This is a genomic window from Variovorax sp. Varisp85 (assembly GCF_047304045.1).
Classification (GTDB): domain Bacteria; phylum Pseudomonadota; class Gammaproteobacteria; order Burkholderiales; family Burkholderiaceae_C; genus Variovorax.
In genome coordinates this window covers 1-15,181 of sequence record NZ_JBGLYN010000027.1, presented here as the reverse complement: position 1 = coordinate 15,181, position 15,181 = coordinate 1, and the positions used below count along the sequence as shown (strand labels likewise).

The following is a 15,181-nucleotide window of genomic DNA, read 5'->3' as shown; positions in this document are numbered from 1 at the left end:
GAATTTGTGTTCAAAGAACGGCGCTTCGATAGCGTAAAACGCTATGTAAGGCAGCGGGCAAGTCAGGTTCGTCGCGGGCGGTGGGCAGAGAATCCGCGTTCCGTTCCATCCCGGGAGTCGCACGAACATGCTCAGCTACAGATGGTTCTTTTCCTTGGCCCTCGCGGCCGCGTGCATCGCGCCCTGGCCGACGCATGCGGCAACGGCCGATGCCTCCACCTGTTTGAATTCGGCCGCCGCTGGATGCTTCCGCAGCTTCACACCGCCAGGAGCCGGAGGCGCGCTGCACTACTACTCCTCGCTCGATCCCGATGCACCGGCGACAGGCACCACCGCCGGGCCGACGAAAGCGCTGATCGCCATGCACGGCCATTCGCGCGACGCCAACAAGACATTCGAGGCAGCGCTGAGCACCCTTCGCAACGCCGATGCGCTCGGCGACACGCTGGTGATCGCGCCGCTCTTCCAGGTCGCGGCCGACAAGGCGGTGGCCGGACGCTGCAACACGGTGGGCGTGCCCGTCGCGCAGCCCGGCGACCTGCTGTGGACCTGCGGCTCCTGGCTCGAAGGCGCGCGCTCGGCCTCGGGCAGCCGCATCGGGTCCTTCGCGGTGATGGACGCGCTGGTGGCCGACATCGCGCTACGCTGGCCCAGCCTGCGCACCATCACCGTCGCGGGTTTCTCGGCGGGCGGACAGTTCGTGCAGCGCTACATCGCCTTCACGCAGCACGACGGCACGGCGGCGGGCAATCCGGCGATGCGCTACGTGGTGGCCGATCCGAGCACCTGGCTCTACTTCGATCCGGTGCGTCCGCAGTTCTCGCCTGACGGCGCCTCCGTGACCGGCTTCTCCGTGCCTGACGCATCCGCGTGCCCGCAGATGAACCGCTGGAAATACGGCACCGACGGCCTGCCCGCCTACTTCGGGCGCACCGCCGCGCAGGCGCACCAGCAGTACGTGCAGGCCGACATCAGCTATCTCGAAGGCGCGCTGGACAGCAACGACGCGAAGGGCACGGCATACCGCGTGCTCGACAAGTCCTGCGCGGCGCTTGCGCAAGGCTCGTTTCGCATGCAGCGCGGCCTGGCCTATGCGCAGTACGACCGCAAGCTGCTTGCGCCGGACAAGCGCCGGGAGGTCGTGGTAGTGCCGGGCTGCGCGCACGACGTGGCCTGCGTGTTTCCCTCCGAGGCGGCACGCGCCGCGCTGGTCGGCCCTTCTCGCTGATCGGAGCAGCCTGCCGGCGGGCTTGACGCGATTTCCTTTATGGTGGACATTTGATCCAGTATGAAGGAAATCAAGGAATCGGCCGAAACGGAAGCCCCGTCCGGCCTCAATGACCGCATCGCCCAGCGCGTGCGCGACCTGCGCGCGGCCCGAGGCCTCTCGCTCGATGCGCTGGCCACGCACTGCGGGGTGAGCCGCTCGATGATCTCGCTGATCGAGCGCGGCGAAAGCAGCCCCACCGCCGTGCTGCTCGAGAAGCTCGCAACCGGTCTCGGCGTGTCGCTGGCTTCGCTGTTCGAGGCGCCCGCGCCCGCCGCCGATCCGGTGGCGCGCCTGGCCGGCCAACTGCAGTGGCGCGACCCGCACTCCGGCTATGTGCGGCGCAACGTGTCGCCCGACGGTTTCGCATCGCCCATCCAGATCGTCGAAGTGATGTTCCCGTCCAAGGCCCGCGTGGCCTATGAAACAGCGGCGCGCGAACCCCTGATTCACCAGCAGGTGTGGGTGCTCGACGGCGTCATCGAACTCACGCTGGGCGACGAGCGCCACCGGCTCGAAACCGGCGACTGCCTGGCGATGGTGCTCGACCGTCCCATGAGCTACTACAACCCCTCGCGCAAGACCACCCGCTACGCCGTCGTGATCGCTACCGCGCCCTTTTCCCGGAGATGAACATGCCGACCCTCACTGCCGATGCGCCGCGCATCCGCCTGCTGTCCACCGTCACCGGCACGCAGCTGCAGGGCCTTGCCGCCGTGCTGGCCGATTGCGTCGATGGCGGCGCATCGGTGAGCTTCATGCAGCCGCTGGCCGAAGAACGCGCCCGGGCCTTCTGGCGCCACGTGGCCGACGGCGTGGCGCGCGGCGAACGCGCGTTGCTGGTGGCCGAGGACGCCGAAGGCATCGTGGGCACGGTGCAGCTCGTGCTGGCCCAGCCCGAGAACCAGCCGCACCGCGCCGAGGTGTCCAAGATGCTCGTGCACCGCCGCGCACGCCGCAAGGGCATCGGCGCGCTGTTGATGCAGGCGGCCGAACAGGTGGCGCGCGAGCACGGCAAGACGCTGCTGGTGCTCGACACCTCCAGCGCCGAAGCCGAGCGGCTCTATGCGCGCGTGGGGTGGACGCGGGTGGGCGCGATTCCCGGCTTTGCCCTGTTGCCGCAGGGCGGGCTGTGCGCCACCACCTTCTTCTATCGCGAGCTGATCGAACAGGGCCCTGGCAGTGATCATGGCGCGGCGGCTCCGCAGGTGCGGTAGGTCTGCGGCGCCGGTGTGACCTGCGCCGCCTTTGCCGCGGAAGCCTTGCGGTTCGACGCCGTATGGAGCAGCAGCGCCACCACGACCATCGCCATGCCCACGGCCTCGTTCACCGTAGGCAGCCTGCCCAGCGCCGCGCTCATCAGCAGCGCCGACACCGGCACGAAGTTCAGGAACGCCGTGCCCGTGACGGCCCCGAGCGTGCGCACGCCGTAGTTGAAAGCCAGCACCGAGATGGCCGAAGGCACCACGCCCACGAAGAACAGGGCCTGCCAGGACAGGCGCAGGCCTTCCAGGCTGGGCACTGCCGACCAGCCCAGCACAGCGGCCCCGATTGCCGCGGCCAGCAGCACGGGCCACGAGGCCAGCACCGTGAGCGCGGTGTACTCGATCACGTCGAGTCCGGGAAAGCGCGTGGCGCCGCGCGTGTACCAGACCCAGCCCAGCGTGCCGGCGAACGCGATGGCGTCGCCGAAGAGCGTCGTCGACCCGGCGGACGCACCCGCGCCGAACAGCAGGCCCGACACGATCGCCACGCCCGCCAGCGCCAGCGCGCTGGTCAGCAAGGTCGCTCGCGACGGACGCACGCCGTCGAGCGCCCAGCGCACCAGCTGCGCGGTCATGGGCGTGGTGGCGATGATCACCGCGCCGTGCGAAGGCACCGAGTGCGCGAGGCCGACCAGCAGCATCACGCTGAACACGCCGAAGCCGGCCGCGCCGCGCAGCGCCAGCGGCCCCGCATGCAGCCGCAGCTTGCGCCAGGGCGCCGCGCCGCGCGGCAGGATCAGCAGTACGAACAGCAGCGCCGACAGGGTGTAGCGGATCAGCGTGAACCACACCGGTTCGACATGGTGCAGCACGCCCTTGCTCACAAGGAACAGGGAGCCCCACCCGGAGGTGGCGAGCAGCAGCGCGGCGATGCCGCCCAGGCGTTGGCGTTGGAACATGGGGGAGCCTCTTCTTGCAATGATCGATGCCCCAAGAATCGGTGCTGGAGGCCGCCATTGCCATTCGCTTCTTTGGACAGGGGGCTCCAGAAAAACGAACGGACCGATCCGGCCCTGAAGCTCACAATCCATCGCCATGGAGCTCTATCAACTCAAGACCTTCGTCGCCATCGCGAAGGAAGGCAGTCTGACCCGCGCCGCCGAGCGCGTGTTCACCAGCGCGCCGGCGGTCAGCGCGCAACTCAAGGCGCTGGAAGACGAACTCGGCGTGAAGCTGTTTGATCGCACGCCGCGCGGCATGTCACCCACCGAGGCCGGCCTCAGCCTGCTCGAAGAGGCCGAACGCACGCTGGCCTCCGCCACGCGCATGCGCTCGGCGGCCGATCAGCTGCGCGGCGCGGCGCAGGGCGTGGTGCGTTTCGGCACGGTGGTCGATCCGGTGGCGCTGCGGCTCGGCGAGGTGCTGGTGAAGCTGGCGGAACGCCATCCGCAGGTTGCGCTGCAGCTGAGGCAGGGGCTGTCGTACGAAACGCTTTCCGCCGTGCAGCGCGGCGACCTTGATTGCGCCTACGTGCTCAGCGACAGCGAGCAGATCGAAGGACTGGAACTGCGCCGCCTCGGTGCGGTCGATCTCGTCGTGGCCCTGCCGTTGCCCGTCGCCGAGGCGCACCCCGGCCTGTCGCTCGACCAGCTCACGAACATGCCGTGGGTGGGCACGCCGCCTTCATGCATCCTGCGCGTGCATCTGGAAAAACTGTTCGCCGGCGCGGGCCGCGAATACCGCCAGGGCCGCACGGCCGACGGCGAGAGCGCCATCCGCAGCATGGTAGCGAGCGGCATGGGCGCGGGGCTGATGCGGCTCGACCAGGCCGAGCAGGGCGAGCGCAACGGCGAGCTTGCGATATGGAACGGCTGGCGGTCGCATACGTGGCTGTGCTGGGTTGCACCGGGGGAGGGCAAACGTCCCGTGGCGGTGGAGGCGGTGCGCAGCGCGGTGATGGAGGCCTGGGGCTGAAACGATGCCTCTCGTTCGGGGTGCGCTCGCGCCGGCGGGGGTGTCCTGTGCACGCACCTCCGAAACGTACCCGACGCGGCGCAAAGCATTGCCGCGGGGTACCATCCCCGCCGCCGCAACGCTCCGCTCTCCATGAACGCTGAAATCGCTGCCCTGCCCGCCTCCAATCCTCTCGCCGATCTGCTGAGCCGCGCCCGGCAGGCCCTGGCGGATACGGCGGGCGCGCTGCCCGTGCCATCGACCGCCACCAACGAGGCGGGCTGCGTGGTGTTCCTGGCCGTCGGCGAAGACAGCAGCCGGGCCCGCGTGGCTTCGGGCCGGGGCGCTGACTTCGACGCCGCGTGGCGTGCCGCCGCCGAGCAAGCGGAGCGCACCGGCCAGGCAGCGCAGCGCCTGCGCGCCGAGGTGGTCGACAAGGTCGAGCCCATGAGCTGGGGCGCGCTGAAAGCGAAGTTGGCGCAGACCAAGCGCAACTACTTCAACGAGGGCATCGCCTTCGATGCGCGCTTCGAAGTCGCGCTGCTCGCGCAGGAAATGCTCGGCAGTGCGATCCTCTACAACGGCGACGTGGAGCATGCCGAACCCAATACGGGCAACCTGCGCCTGCACTGCAAGCGGCGCTTCGGCCGCGAGATCGACTTTCCCGCGGACGACGCGGCGCCCGTCTGGTGCTTCACCACGCGGGCCGTGTACGTGGACGCCGAGGGTGCCTGGCCCCTCGCCGCCGAAGGGCAGGCGGCCGGATTCCGCGAGCTGCGCGAATGGAACGCGCCGCAGGTCCACGCGCTGATCGACGCCGCCGGCAACTACCTGGCCGAGCAGGTCAAGCCCACAGGCGAGTTCCACTACGGCTGGTTTCCCTGCTTCGACCGCCCCATTCCCACCTACAACACGCTGCGCCATGCCAGCTCCACCTACGCAATGCTGGAGGCGTGGGAGCTCACGCGCAGCGACGCGCTCAAGGCGGCCATCGACCGCTCGCTGGCCTTCCTGACCGGCACGCTGATCCGCCAGGCCAAGTTGCCGGACGGCGCGCGCGCCGCCTACCTGCTGGACATCGGCAGCGAGATCAAGCTCGGCGGCAATGCCGTGTGCCTGCTCGCGCTGGTCAAGTACACCGAGCTCACGGGCGACCCGCAATACCTGCCGCTGCTGGAGCAGCTCGCGCTCGGCATCCGCCACATGCAGGACCCGCAGACCGGCAGCTTCGTGCACGTGCTCAACGCGCCCGCGCTCGACGTCAAGGACCGGTTCCGCGTCATCTACTACGACGGCGAAGCCGCCTTCGGCCTGATGCGCCTGTACGGCCTCACGCGCGACACGCGCTGGCTCGCGGTCGTCGAGAAAGCCTTCGAGCATTTCATTGCCGCCGAGCACTGGCGCGCGCACGACCACTGGCTGAGCTACTGCGTCAACGAACTCACGCGCTACAGGCCCGAGACGCGCTACTACCGGTTCGGCCTGCAGAACGTGGCGGGGTACCTCGACTTCGTGCTGGAGCGCATCACCACCTTTCCCACGCTGCTCGAACTGATGATGGCCGCGCGCGACATGGTGCTGCGGCTGGAGGCCGACCCCGCATTGCGCCCGCTGCTGGTGGAGCTCGACCGCGACAAGTTCGACCGCGCGCTGGCGTACCGCGCGCGCTATCTCGCCAACGGCCATTTCTGGCCCGAGCTGGCGATGTTCTTCCGCAATCCGGCGCGCATCGCGGGCTCGTTCTTCATCAAGCACCACAGCTTCCGCGTGCGCATCGACGACGTGGAGCACTACCTCTCGGGCTATGTGGCGTACCACCGGATGCTGAAGGCGGGCGAGGCGCTGCAGCAGGCAAAGGCGGCGACCGGCGTCGTCGCCTGGGGCGGCGACGTCAACCTCGCGCGCCGCCAGCACTACCGGCTGCACGAACTCGGCGGCGCGCACAGGATGCTCGGCGGCATCGCCGCGCTGCGCGAGGCCGACCTGCGCATCGTGAACCTCGAATGCGTGGTCGCCGCCAGCGGCGAGCAGGGCGTCGACAAGGGCGAGTCCGCTCCCTACTACTACCGCGCCCGCCCCGAAATGCTCGCGGTGCTGACCGAGGCCGGCATCGGCATGGTCGCCACCGCCAACAACCACAGCGGCGATTACGGCCCCGATGCGCTCATGGAGCAGCACGGCCTGCTGGATGCTGCGGGCATCGCCCATGCCGGCACCGGCCGCACGCCGGAGGCCGCGCTGCGGCCCGCGTTCCGGCGCGCGGGTGGCGTACGCGTGGCGCTGTTCTCGCTCGACGCCACGCAGTCCCGCTTTGCTGCCACTGCCGCACGCGCGGGCGCTGCCTGGCTGCCGCTGGGCGACCCGGCCGCCTGGACCGCCACGCTCGCACCGCGCATCGAGGCCGCGCGCCGCGAGGCCGACGTGGTGCTCGTGGCGGTGCACTGGGGCGACAACCTGGAGACCCAACCGACGCAGGCCGAGATCGCCGTCGGCCATGCCATCGTCGATGCCGGGGCGGACGCGATCCTCGGCACCTCGGCGCATGTGCTGCAGGGCATCGAGATCTACCGCGGCCGGCCGATCCTGCACGACGCCGGCGACCTGCTGTTCGATTCGGTGCGCAACGACTTCGGGGATTCGGGCGTGTTCTCGCTGACGCTGGGCCCGCGCGGCGTCGAGGAAGTGATGTTCACGCCCATCGGCGTCGGCTTCGGCTTCTCGCGGCAGCTCGCGGGCGACGAGGCGCAGGCACTGAGCGAACGCTTCGCCGCGCAATGCCGCGCGCTCGGCACCGAGATGGTCCCGGCGGCCGGAGGCCGTTGCGCGGTGCGGCTGTCGCCGCCCGAGCGGCCCGCCTTCCGGCCCGAACCGGCTTCCGCGGTTGCGCCGGTTGCGCGGCCGGCGCCCCTCGTCGGTGCTGTGCCTGCACCGCGGCCCGAGTGGCTGGCCGACGCGGTGCCTGGCGACGCGCGCATCACGCCGCTGCAGATCGGCCCGCTGCGCCTGGTGGGCGTTCGCTGCGCGCCTCGGCAGATCGTCGGGCGACGGCTGCTGTGGGTCGAATCGTTCTGGACCGTCGATGCGCCCCTCGCGGCCGACCTGCGCGTGCAATTTCGCGCGTTGCCGATGCGCAGCACCCGCATGCCGCCATGGGGCGAGGGCATGGAGCACGACCCCTGCGACTGGATGTGGCCCACCAGCCGCTGGGAGCCCGGCCGCATCTACCGCGACCGCTACGGCCTGCGTGCGCCGCGCGCCGGCCTGCTGGAAAGCGACGTGCTGCAGCTCGAAGTGCGCGTGCGCGGCGACGCGCCCGAGCTGCCGCCAGCGCGCCGGCTCCCGCTGTGGTGCGGCCTGCGCGTGCCTGATTTTCCGACGCCCTTGCCCGAGCGCGCCGCGCCCGTGCTCGCGGCCGACCGCCCCGGCGCGGGCTTCGAGCTCGAGCCTGTGTGGACCGCCGCGCAGCTGCAGCAGATCACCGGCGGACACTGGCTGGTCGAGCCGCCGCCCGGATGGTCCGTCAACTCGGTGGTGCGCGGGCCGGTCCACATGGGGCTGCTGCCGAAGCCCTCTCTCTTCATCGCTTCCGACTACCGCACGCTCGCCGCGCACGAGAACTACAGCAAGCCGCGCACCGACAACTGGGACCGTCACCTCGAACTGCCCGGCCTGCACCCTGCGCTGGCCGGCGCCGTGGTCGCGCACCCGGTCGACGGACTCGACCCGGCCTTTCCGCTGCTGCAGGTGAACGACCCGATCGCCGCGATGCTGGCCATGGGCGCTGCCGCACGGGCGCGCTACAAGGGCTTCGTGGTGGGCGTGACCGGCACGGTCGGCAAGTCGTCCACCATCGCGATGCTGCGCGACCTGCTGCCCGAGCGTGCGCGCGTGCACACCACCATCGACAACTACAACTCGCGCGTCGGCGTGCCGGCCATGCTGGCCAACCTCGGGCCCGACGTGGACGTGTGCATTCTCGAAATGGCGCAGAGCGGGCTCTGGATGGACCGCGGCCCGATCTCGCTGGTGGCGCGGCCGCACGTGGCCCTCATCACCGAGATCGGCCTGTCGCAGACCCGGCAGGCCTCGACGCTGGAGCTCACGGCCGCCTACAAGTCGCGCATCTTCCTGGGCCTGGAGCCCGGCGGCGTGGCGATCGTGCCCGACCACATTCCCTGCCTGCGGCAGGTGGTGGATGCCGCCGCGTGCACGGCCGGTGCGATCTGGGTGGTGGGCAGCGGGCCCGACGCGAACGTGCGCCTGCTCGATACCCGGCCCGAAGCGCGCGGCGGCTGCCGCGTGCGCATCGCGATCCCGGGGCGCACGCTGGAATACCTGTTCCCGGTCGAGAGCGCGGGGCTGGTGCGCAATTCGGCGCTTGCGCTCGCGGCCCTACTCGCCATGGGCTTCGACGGCGAGGCCGCCTGCGCGCGCATGCCCCAAGTGCGCCTGCCGGCCTCGGTGATGCAGGTGCGCGCACTGCGTACGCAGGCCGGCGTGCAGGCCACGCTGATCGACGACAGCTGGAACGCGGAGATCATGTCGATGCGCAACGCCATGGAGTTCGTGCGCAACTGGCAGCGTGCGGAGAGCGGCCCGGTGGCGCGCAAGATCGGCGTGCTGGGGCGCATCGTCAATCTCGACGGGGAAGCCGAGGCCATGCACCGCGGCCTGGCCGCACCGCTGCTGGCATCCGGCATCGAGCACCTCGTGACGCACGGCGACGAGATGCGCTGGCTGCGCGAGGAGGTGCCAGCCGAACTGCTCGGCCCGCACTTCGACGACGCCGCGCAGCTCGCGGGCTACCTCGGCGGTTTCCTGCGCGACGGCGACCTCGTGCTGGTGAAGGGCGACCGCGTCGGCTCCGACTTCGGCCGCGTGCCCGGGCTGCTGCAACGGCTATGAAGACGCCGGGCCTCTTGCTGCGGTACATGCGCGGTGTCCTGGTGCTGCTCGCGCTGGTGCAGGCGGCCTGCGCGCAGCGCACCGGCCCCGACGTACCCCGGCCCTTCGTCGCGAGCAACGACGAGGTGCTGCACTGGAACCAGCCCGCCGACCGCGCGAGCTGCCCCGACCGGCCCGGCTACCTGTGGGTGCGGCCTGCCGAGGGGCCGGCCTGCATCCGCTACTTTGCGAGCGACGACATCGACGGTGCGCGCATGGCCATCGTGCAGTTCTCGGGCGACCGCGACGGCGTGATGGACCAGGCGCCCGAGCGCATCCCCGGCAACACCGAACCCCTGCGTACGCTCGACGCGCAGCGCAGCCGCGACCGCGCCGGCGTGCCGTGGATCTTCATGGCGCGGCCCGGCACGTACGGCTCATCGGGCGATCACCGCAAACGCCGCCAGCTGGTGGAGTTCCACGCGCTCGATGCCGCGCTCGATGCGCTCATGCAGCGCCACAAGCTGCAGCGCATCGTCATCGTCGGCCACAGCGGCGGCGCCACCGCGGGCGCCGCGCTGCTCACGCTCGGCCGCACGCGCGTGGCCTGCGCGGTGCTCACGTCGGGCGCCTACGGGCTGCTTGAGCGCGCACGCATGCTGGGCCGCTCCAGAGACGGCCGCACCGACACCACCGGCAGCGCGCAGTTCTACGACCCGCTCGACCACGTGGGCGGCATCGCGCGCGACCCGGCGCGGCGCATCGTGCTGATCGGCAGCCGCGACGACAGGAACACGCCCTTCGCGCTGCAGGAGCGCTTCGCCGACGCCGTGGCCAAGGCCGGCCACCGCATCGAGCTGCGCACGCACGCGGGGGAGCCGCCCGACTACCACGATCTCAAGGACCTCATCGCGCTGCGCACCGCCTCGCAGTGCGCGCGCGAGGCGATGCTTCAGCAAGCAGGAAATACATGAGCAAAAGCAACATCACGTCGCGCGAGTTCGGCCGCATGCCCGACGGCCGGCCGGTCACCGAATACACCCTGGACAACGGCCGCGGCCTGAGCCTGAGTGCCATCAATCATGGCGGCATCGTCACCGCGTTGCGCGCCCCCGACCGCCATGGGCGCAGCGGGAACATCGTGCTGGGCCTGCCCACGCTCGCCGACTACCTCAAGCCGCATCCGCATTTCGGCACCATCGTCGGACGCTTCGCCAACCGCATCGCGGCGGGGCGCTTCACGCTCGACGGCACGTCGCATCAACTGGGGCTGAACGACGGCGTCAACTCGCTGCACGGCGGCGCGAAAGGCTTGGGCACGCGCTTCTGGGAGATCGTGCCGGTGACGGTGCAGGAGGCCGGCGGCGACATCGCCATCGAGCTGCGCTACACCAGCGCCGATGGCGAAGAGGGCTACCCCGGCGAACTGCGGCTGACAGTGCGCTACACGCTGTCGGCAACCGCCAACACATGGCGCATCGACTACAGCGCCACGACCGACAAGCCCACGGTTCTGAACCTGAGCCATCACGACTACTTCAATCTTGGGGGCAGCGGCTCGGTGATGGACCACCGCCTGACGATTCCCGCGAGTCGCTACTGCCCGGTGGACGCGACGCTGATCCCGACCGGCGTGGCCGACGTGGCTTCGACGCCGTTCGACTTCCGCACCGCGACCCGCATCGGCGAGCGCATCCGCGAAGGCCACGATCAGCTGCTGCTTGCGCATGGCTACGACCACAACTGGGTGCTCGACAGGGCTCAAGCCGAGCACGGCCTTGCGCTCGCGGCGCGACTGGAGCACGAGGCCACGGGCCGCGTCATGGAAGTGCACACCAGCGAGCCCGGCGTGCAGTTCTATTCGGGCAATTTCCTCGATGGCAGCCTCTTCGGCAGCGCGGGCGCGAGCCTGCGGCAGGGGGACGGGCTGTGCCTGGAGACCCAGCATTACCCCGACTCGCCGAACCGGCCGGAATTTCCGTCGACGGTGCTGCGGCCGGGGGAGCGCTTCCACAGCGCGACCGAGCATCGGTTCGGGGTGCTTGGCTGAGCCTTCGTGCATCCGGTGCGGCGTGGGGACTTCAGTTCCATCGCCGACCCGGTGCAGTCAAGTCCCGCGCGTCCACGCGCGTGTGAGCGGACAGCAGGCCGCGCTTGGCACCTTCGAGCTGGCTGGTGCGCTGGGATGATGGTGCCGGCGCCTGCGGCGGCGAAGAGATGCCAGGCACCACGGCCTTGGCGGCATCGATGAGCGTCTTGGGCTCGCTCATGTCCCACTGGGGCAACGGTGCCGGGGGAAGCGGCAGCACCTTGTCGAGGTTGGGGAAGCGCAGGTCGGGGTTGTGGTAGAGCGCGTCGCCAAGAGCGTTGTAGCGGTCTGCGCGCGACTTGTCGACGGTACCGCTGACCAATGGAGTACCTCTACTGAATGCGCCTCGTAAGTAGTTGGCACTTCTCTCGCTACCCAATCTTGTCCCTTGATGAAGCGCACGCAGGGCGCGCGGATAGTCCTCGTCTATGACACTTAGAGTAACGCCCAATTCAAAGGCTGCCTGCCCAGACCCCTGAGCAAACGCACATTCGAGCATCTTCAATCCGATCGCACGGTTTCCCCAAAACGAAGGAGGTTCATCGTGATTCCCAAGCAGTTTTTTTCCAATGTATGTTTGCGACGCCATGCTCCCCATATCCGCCGCCTTCTGCCAGAACGCATACGCCACCGTCGCATCCTGCTTGAGCGATCCAATGCCGCCCATGTACATCGTGCCCATGTTGTCCCAGGCTGCGGGCACACCCTTGCGCATCAGGTCTTCGGTCAGCTCGATGGCCTTCTCGGGGTCCTGTTCGACGCCCAGACCTTGCAAATAGAGTCCCGCCAGATTGAACTGCGCCTTCCAGTGGCCCAGCTTCCTCGCCTGCTCGTAAAGCTGGGCCGCCTTGGCGTAGTTGCGATCTTCCGACCACTTCTCGTAGCTCACGAGCGCCAGCGCCTGCTGAAACAGTGCTTCGGCTTCTGCCGTGATGGGCGGATTGGCGGCGGCCTCGTGCTGGCAGACGAAGTCCTTGCGGTGTGGATCGAACTTGTCGAGCCTGGTGAAGCGCGGCAGCTTGCTGTCCGACATGAAGGGTTGGTGAGGTTGGGCTTTGGAGTCATCTTGCATGGGACATCCGGTCAGAAGAAGCACTGTGGCGAACAATGCACCCGCTGCGCGGATGCATTGCGTCATCCAGGTTGTAGAGGTGTGCATGAACTAAGCAAACTTGACGAACGGCACCCCGCGAGGGTCCTCGAAGAGGTGGATGAAGCTATTGTTTTCCGGAACGTGCTCTTTGGCCTTGTTTCCGCTGTTCGCCTTCATCCGCTTCAACCACTTCTCATGCGTATCTGCGGTCTCTGCCCTCGTGCAATCCTTCCCATCCAAATCATCCCCCGCCAGATTCCCCCACACCCGCTTCCTCGCCGCCTTGGTGAACGCATACTCCTCCGTGCACAGATTCAGTTCGCTGTCAGCCGCCATGCTGCGCGCGTTCAGGTTTGCGCTGCCCAGCGTCAGGTACACGTCGTCCACGATCATCAGCTTGCTGTGGATGTAGATCTCCCGGTAGCGCCTGGGCGTGATGTTGAAGTCGCTCAGGTTCTCGGGGTTCACGTCGTCGGCGTGGCCCCTGGCTTTCTCTTCCACGCCCGCCTGCGCGTCCTGAGCCTCGCTGTCGCGCGCCTTGATGCGGATGTTCTTCGCCTGGTTCGCGCTGTCGAAGGTCAGCAGCATCGCCACCAGCGGCTTGATGCCCAGTTCCTGCAGCTGCGCCTGTGCATCCACCGGCACCGCATTGGCCGAGGCACCCACCAGCCCGCCGCCGCTCCTGGCCCCCGCCTCCCGGCGCTTGCGTTCCCCCTGCACCTTCTTGTCGTACTCGCCCATCTGCGCGCCGGCACCCAGCGTGCCGACCGTGTCGTAGGTGCTGGGCACCATCTGACCGCGCTCGGGCTGCGGGATCACGACGAACAGGTGCAGCGGCGCCATGTCGGTGGGCGCCGCACCTGCCTCCTGCATGGCGCGGCGGTAGCGCTTGCGCACGTCCTTGAGCAGCCTGGGCCACTCGCTCAGCTGGAAGTACTGGTTCTCCACATAGATGTAGTTCAGCGCGTTGGCGCTGGCCAGCGTGTAGCCCTTGAGGATGGTGCCGTCGTCGGATTCCGGCTGGGTGCGCTGGATCTGGACGCGGCAGCGCGAGCCTGACGGGCGCGGGATGTCTCGGGCCTGGATCGACTGGCGCCGGTCGCCCAGCTTTTTGCTGAACGCTCCCGCCCCGTTGGCAGGAAAGAGGCTGCCCGCAGGTCCTGGGATCACCTGCACACCGGCCGCGCTGTCCCAGCCCTGCACGAAGTTCCGGTTCAGGCAGTGCAGCGCCTCGCCCTGCACCCGGATGGCGTAGTCCCGGTACGGCTTGCGGTGCCAGCGCGCCTCGTCGTAGTTGGTGTAGCTGTTGGGGCTGAGCTCGCGCCGGGGGTCGTTGAAGGCGTGCGCGGTGGTGTCCCAGTAGTCGGTCACGCTGTTCAGACCCATCACGTAGCCGCAGACGTTGCGCGGCCTGCCGCCGGCGGCAGGCTCGTAGTCGATCAGGATCGGCTTCTGGTGGTGGGTGCCCACCGCGATCATGCTGGCGGCCTCGCTCAGGTCGCGCTTCGAGTCGGGCAGGTAGCGCGCCAGGTTGGAGTGGATTTCGAGCGGGCTGCCGCGGCGCAGCCGCACTTCCAGGTTCTTGAAGCGCCCGGCCAGCGCGTCTTCCCACCACTGCTTGCAGTAATTGGAGCGGTCAGTCAGCACCCAGGCGGAATTGGAACGGTTGTCGTAGGAATCGGCGCCCTCGGGCCAGGTGGTCCGGCTGGTCTTGGAGAAGGAGGTGGGCGCCCAGAACGCGGGAAAGTCCGGCACGTTGCCCGCCGCCTTGTTGATCACCAGGCTGTCGAACCACAGCAGCATGCGCACCTTCACGCCCTCGCCGGCCTTGCGCACCAGCAGGTCACCGTAGGTGGTGCCGTGCGGCCAGGTGGTTCGGCTGCGGGTCAGCTCCATGCCGGGGTCGAAGCCCCACAGCACCAGGTCGATGCTGCTGCCGGCCGCGAGGATGTCTTTCTCGATGGCGGCGAAGCCTTCCTGCCCGCACATGAAGAATTGCAGCGCGTTGTTGTCGTGGATCGGGTGCGTCCTGTGGTCCTTCTCCAGAAACCATTGCAGCGTGCCCTTGCTGCGCCGCTTGATCATGTCGACGTGGCTGACTTCGGGCTTTTGGATTTCGTCGAGGAGCTTGTTCAGATCAGCCATGTCGGTTGTCGGCTCGAGAGAGGTTCATCATAGGGCGGCGTCGATGAGGGCCATCAAGTGGACGCCTGGCCGGCATCCGAGCCGCGCTCGCGCTGCGACCGGCGCTTCGAGCTGTCTTGCCCATCGCCGCGGTACCCCTTGTTGGACAGCTGATGCTCGTTGTACCGGGACTGCCCGGGATCGGGTTCCATCCGGTCCGGCGCCACCGGAACATCGTGGACGGTTCCGTTGAAGAGCCGGACCTGGTAGCGTGCGCCTTTCTCGGCGTGCTCGATGGTCAGCCGTCCGTGTTCATCGAACAAGCCTTTGCGGATTTCGGCGCCATTCTTCAGCAGGGTGTAGGACTGGCCTGAGAAAAGCAGGGGCGAGGGACCGGGGACGTGCTGTACGGAGAACGCGATCTGCGGATCAGGAGGTGTCTCCTTCAAAGCCGCAGCCGTCGATCGGATCGGGGGCACCGGCTTGTTCGCAGGCCCGACCAGGCTGTGCGTTGCCGCATGCTCGCGCCAGATGCCCATCGTGCCGTGCTCGATGCCATTCGCATT

General features: G+C 68.7%; 10 protein-coding genes and 1 pseudogene. 7 read left to right on the top strand and 4 right to left on the bottom strand.

Annotation, left to right across the window (positions count from 1 at the left end):
• Window positions 1-127: 127 nt before the first annotated feature.
• The 3 genes from ACCC97_RS12985 to ACCC97_RS12975 are packed head-to-tail and all read left to right on the top strand — an operon-like array spanning window position 128 to window position 2,484.
• Window positions 128-1,228, top strand: a complete 1,101-nt coding sequence (locus ACCC97_RS12985) for a hypothetical protein (RefSeq protein ID WP_413333181.1) — start codon at window positions 128-130, stop codon at window positions 1,226-1,228.
• Between the two features lie 60 nt (window positions 1,229-1,288).
• A complete protein-coding gene (locus tag ACCC97_RS12980) occupies window positions 1,289-1,900 on the top strand; it encodes a helix-turn-helix domain-containing protein (RefSeq protein ID WP_413333179.1) in 612 nt (203 codons plus the stop codon).
• A complete protein-coding gene (locus ACCC97_RS12975; protein ID WP_413333177.1) occupies window positions 1,897-2,484 on the top strand; it encodes an N-acetyltransferase family protein in 588 nt (195 codons plus the stop codon). Before ACCC97_RS12980 ends, ACCC97_RS12975 begins: the two co-directional genes overlap by 4 nt.
• Here the strand turns inward: ACCC97_RS12975 and ACCC97_RS12970 are convergent.
• Entirely contained in the window at window positions 2,454-3,431 is a 978-nt protein-coding gene (locus ACCC97_RS12970) for a DMT family transporter (protein WP_007836540.1), read from the bottom strand. The genes ACCC97_RS12975 and ACCC97_RS12970 overlap by 31 nt on opposite strands.
• Window positions 3,432-3,567: 136 nt before the next feature.
• Here ACCC97_RS12970 and ACCC97_RS12965 point away from each other — a divergent pair, with 136 nt between their 5' ends.
• The 4 genes from ACCC97_RS12965 (at window position 3,568) to ACCC97_RS12950 (ending at window position 11,359) form a co-directional block, all read left to right on the top strand.
• Entirely contained in the window at window positions 3,568-4,446 is an 879-nt protein-coding gene (locus tag ACCC97_RS12965; RefSeq protein ID WP_413333175.1) for a LysR family transcriptional regulator, read from the top strand.
• Between the two features lie 132 nt (window positions 4,447-4,578).
• On the top strand, window positions 4,579-9,330 hold the full coding sequence (locus tag ACCC97_RS12960) for a CapA family protein (protein ID WP_413333173.1): 4,752 nt from the start codon (window positions 4,579-4,581) through the stop codon (window positions 9,328-9,330).
• On the top strand, window positions 9,327-10,283 hold the full coding sequence (locus ACCC97_RS12955) for an alpha/beta hydrolase family protein (protein ID WP_413315307.1): 957 nt from the start codon (window positions 9,327-9,329) through the stop codon (window positions 10,281-10,283). Before ACCC97_RS12960 ends, ACCC97_RS12955 begins: the two co-directional genes overlap by 4 nt.
• Window positions 10,280-11,359 (top strand): aldose epimerase family protein, encoded by a 1,080-nt coding sequence (locus tag ACCC97_RS12950; protein ID WP_413315306.1) that lies wholly within the window; start codon window positions 10,280-10,282, stop codon window positions 11,357-11,359. The genes ACCC97_RS12955 and ACCC97_RS12950 overlap by 4 nt, the downstream gene beginning before the upstream one ends.
• Window positions 11,360-11,390: 31 nt before the next feature.
• Here the strand turns inward: ACCC97_RS12950 and ACCC97_RS12945 are convergent, their stop codons facing one another.
• The 3 genes and pseudogenes from ACCC97_RS12945 to ACCC97_RS12935 form a co-directional block, all read right to left on the bottom strand.
• The gene (locus tag ACCC97_RS12945; protein WP_413333171.1) at window positions 11,391-12,431 is read right to left on the bottom strand and encodes a tetratricopeptide repeat protein; all 1,041 of its coding nucleotides are present in this window, start codon (window positions 12,429-12,431) and stop codon (window positions 11,391-11,393) included.
• A 129-nt stretch (window positions 12,432-12,560) separates the two neighbouring features.
• Window positions 12,561-14,636 (bottom strand): phospholipase D-like domain-containing protein, encoded by a 2,076-nt coding sequence (locus ACCC97_RS12940; protein ID WP_413333169.1) that lies wholly within the window; start codon window positions 14,634-14,636, stop codon window positions 12,561-12,563.
• A gap of 53 nt (window positions 14,637-14,689) precedes the next feature.
• A pseudogene (locus tag ACCC97_RS12935) lies at window positions 14,690-15,181 on the bottom strand (type VI secretion system tip protein VgrG); the annotation flags it as partial.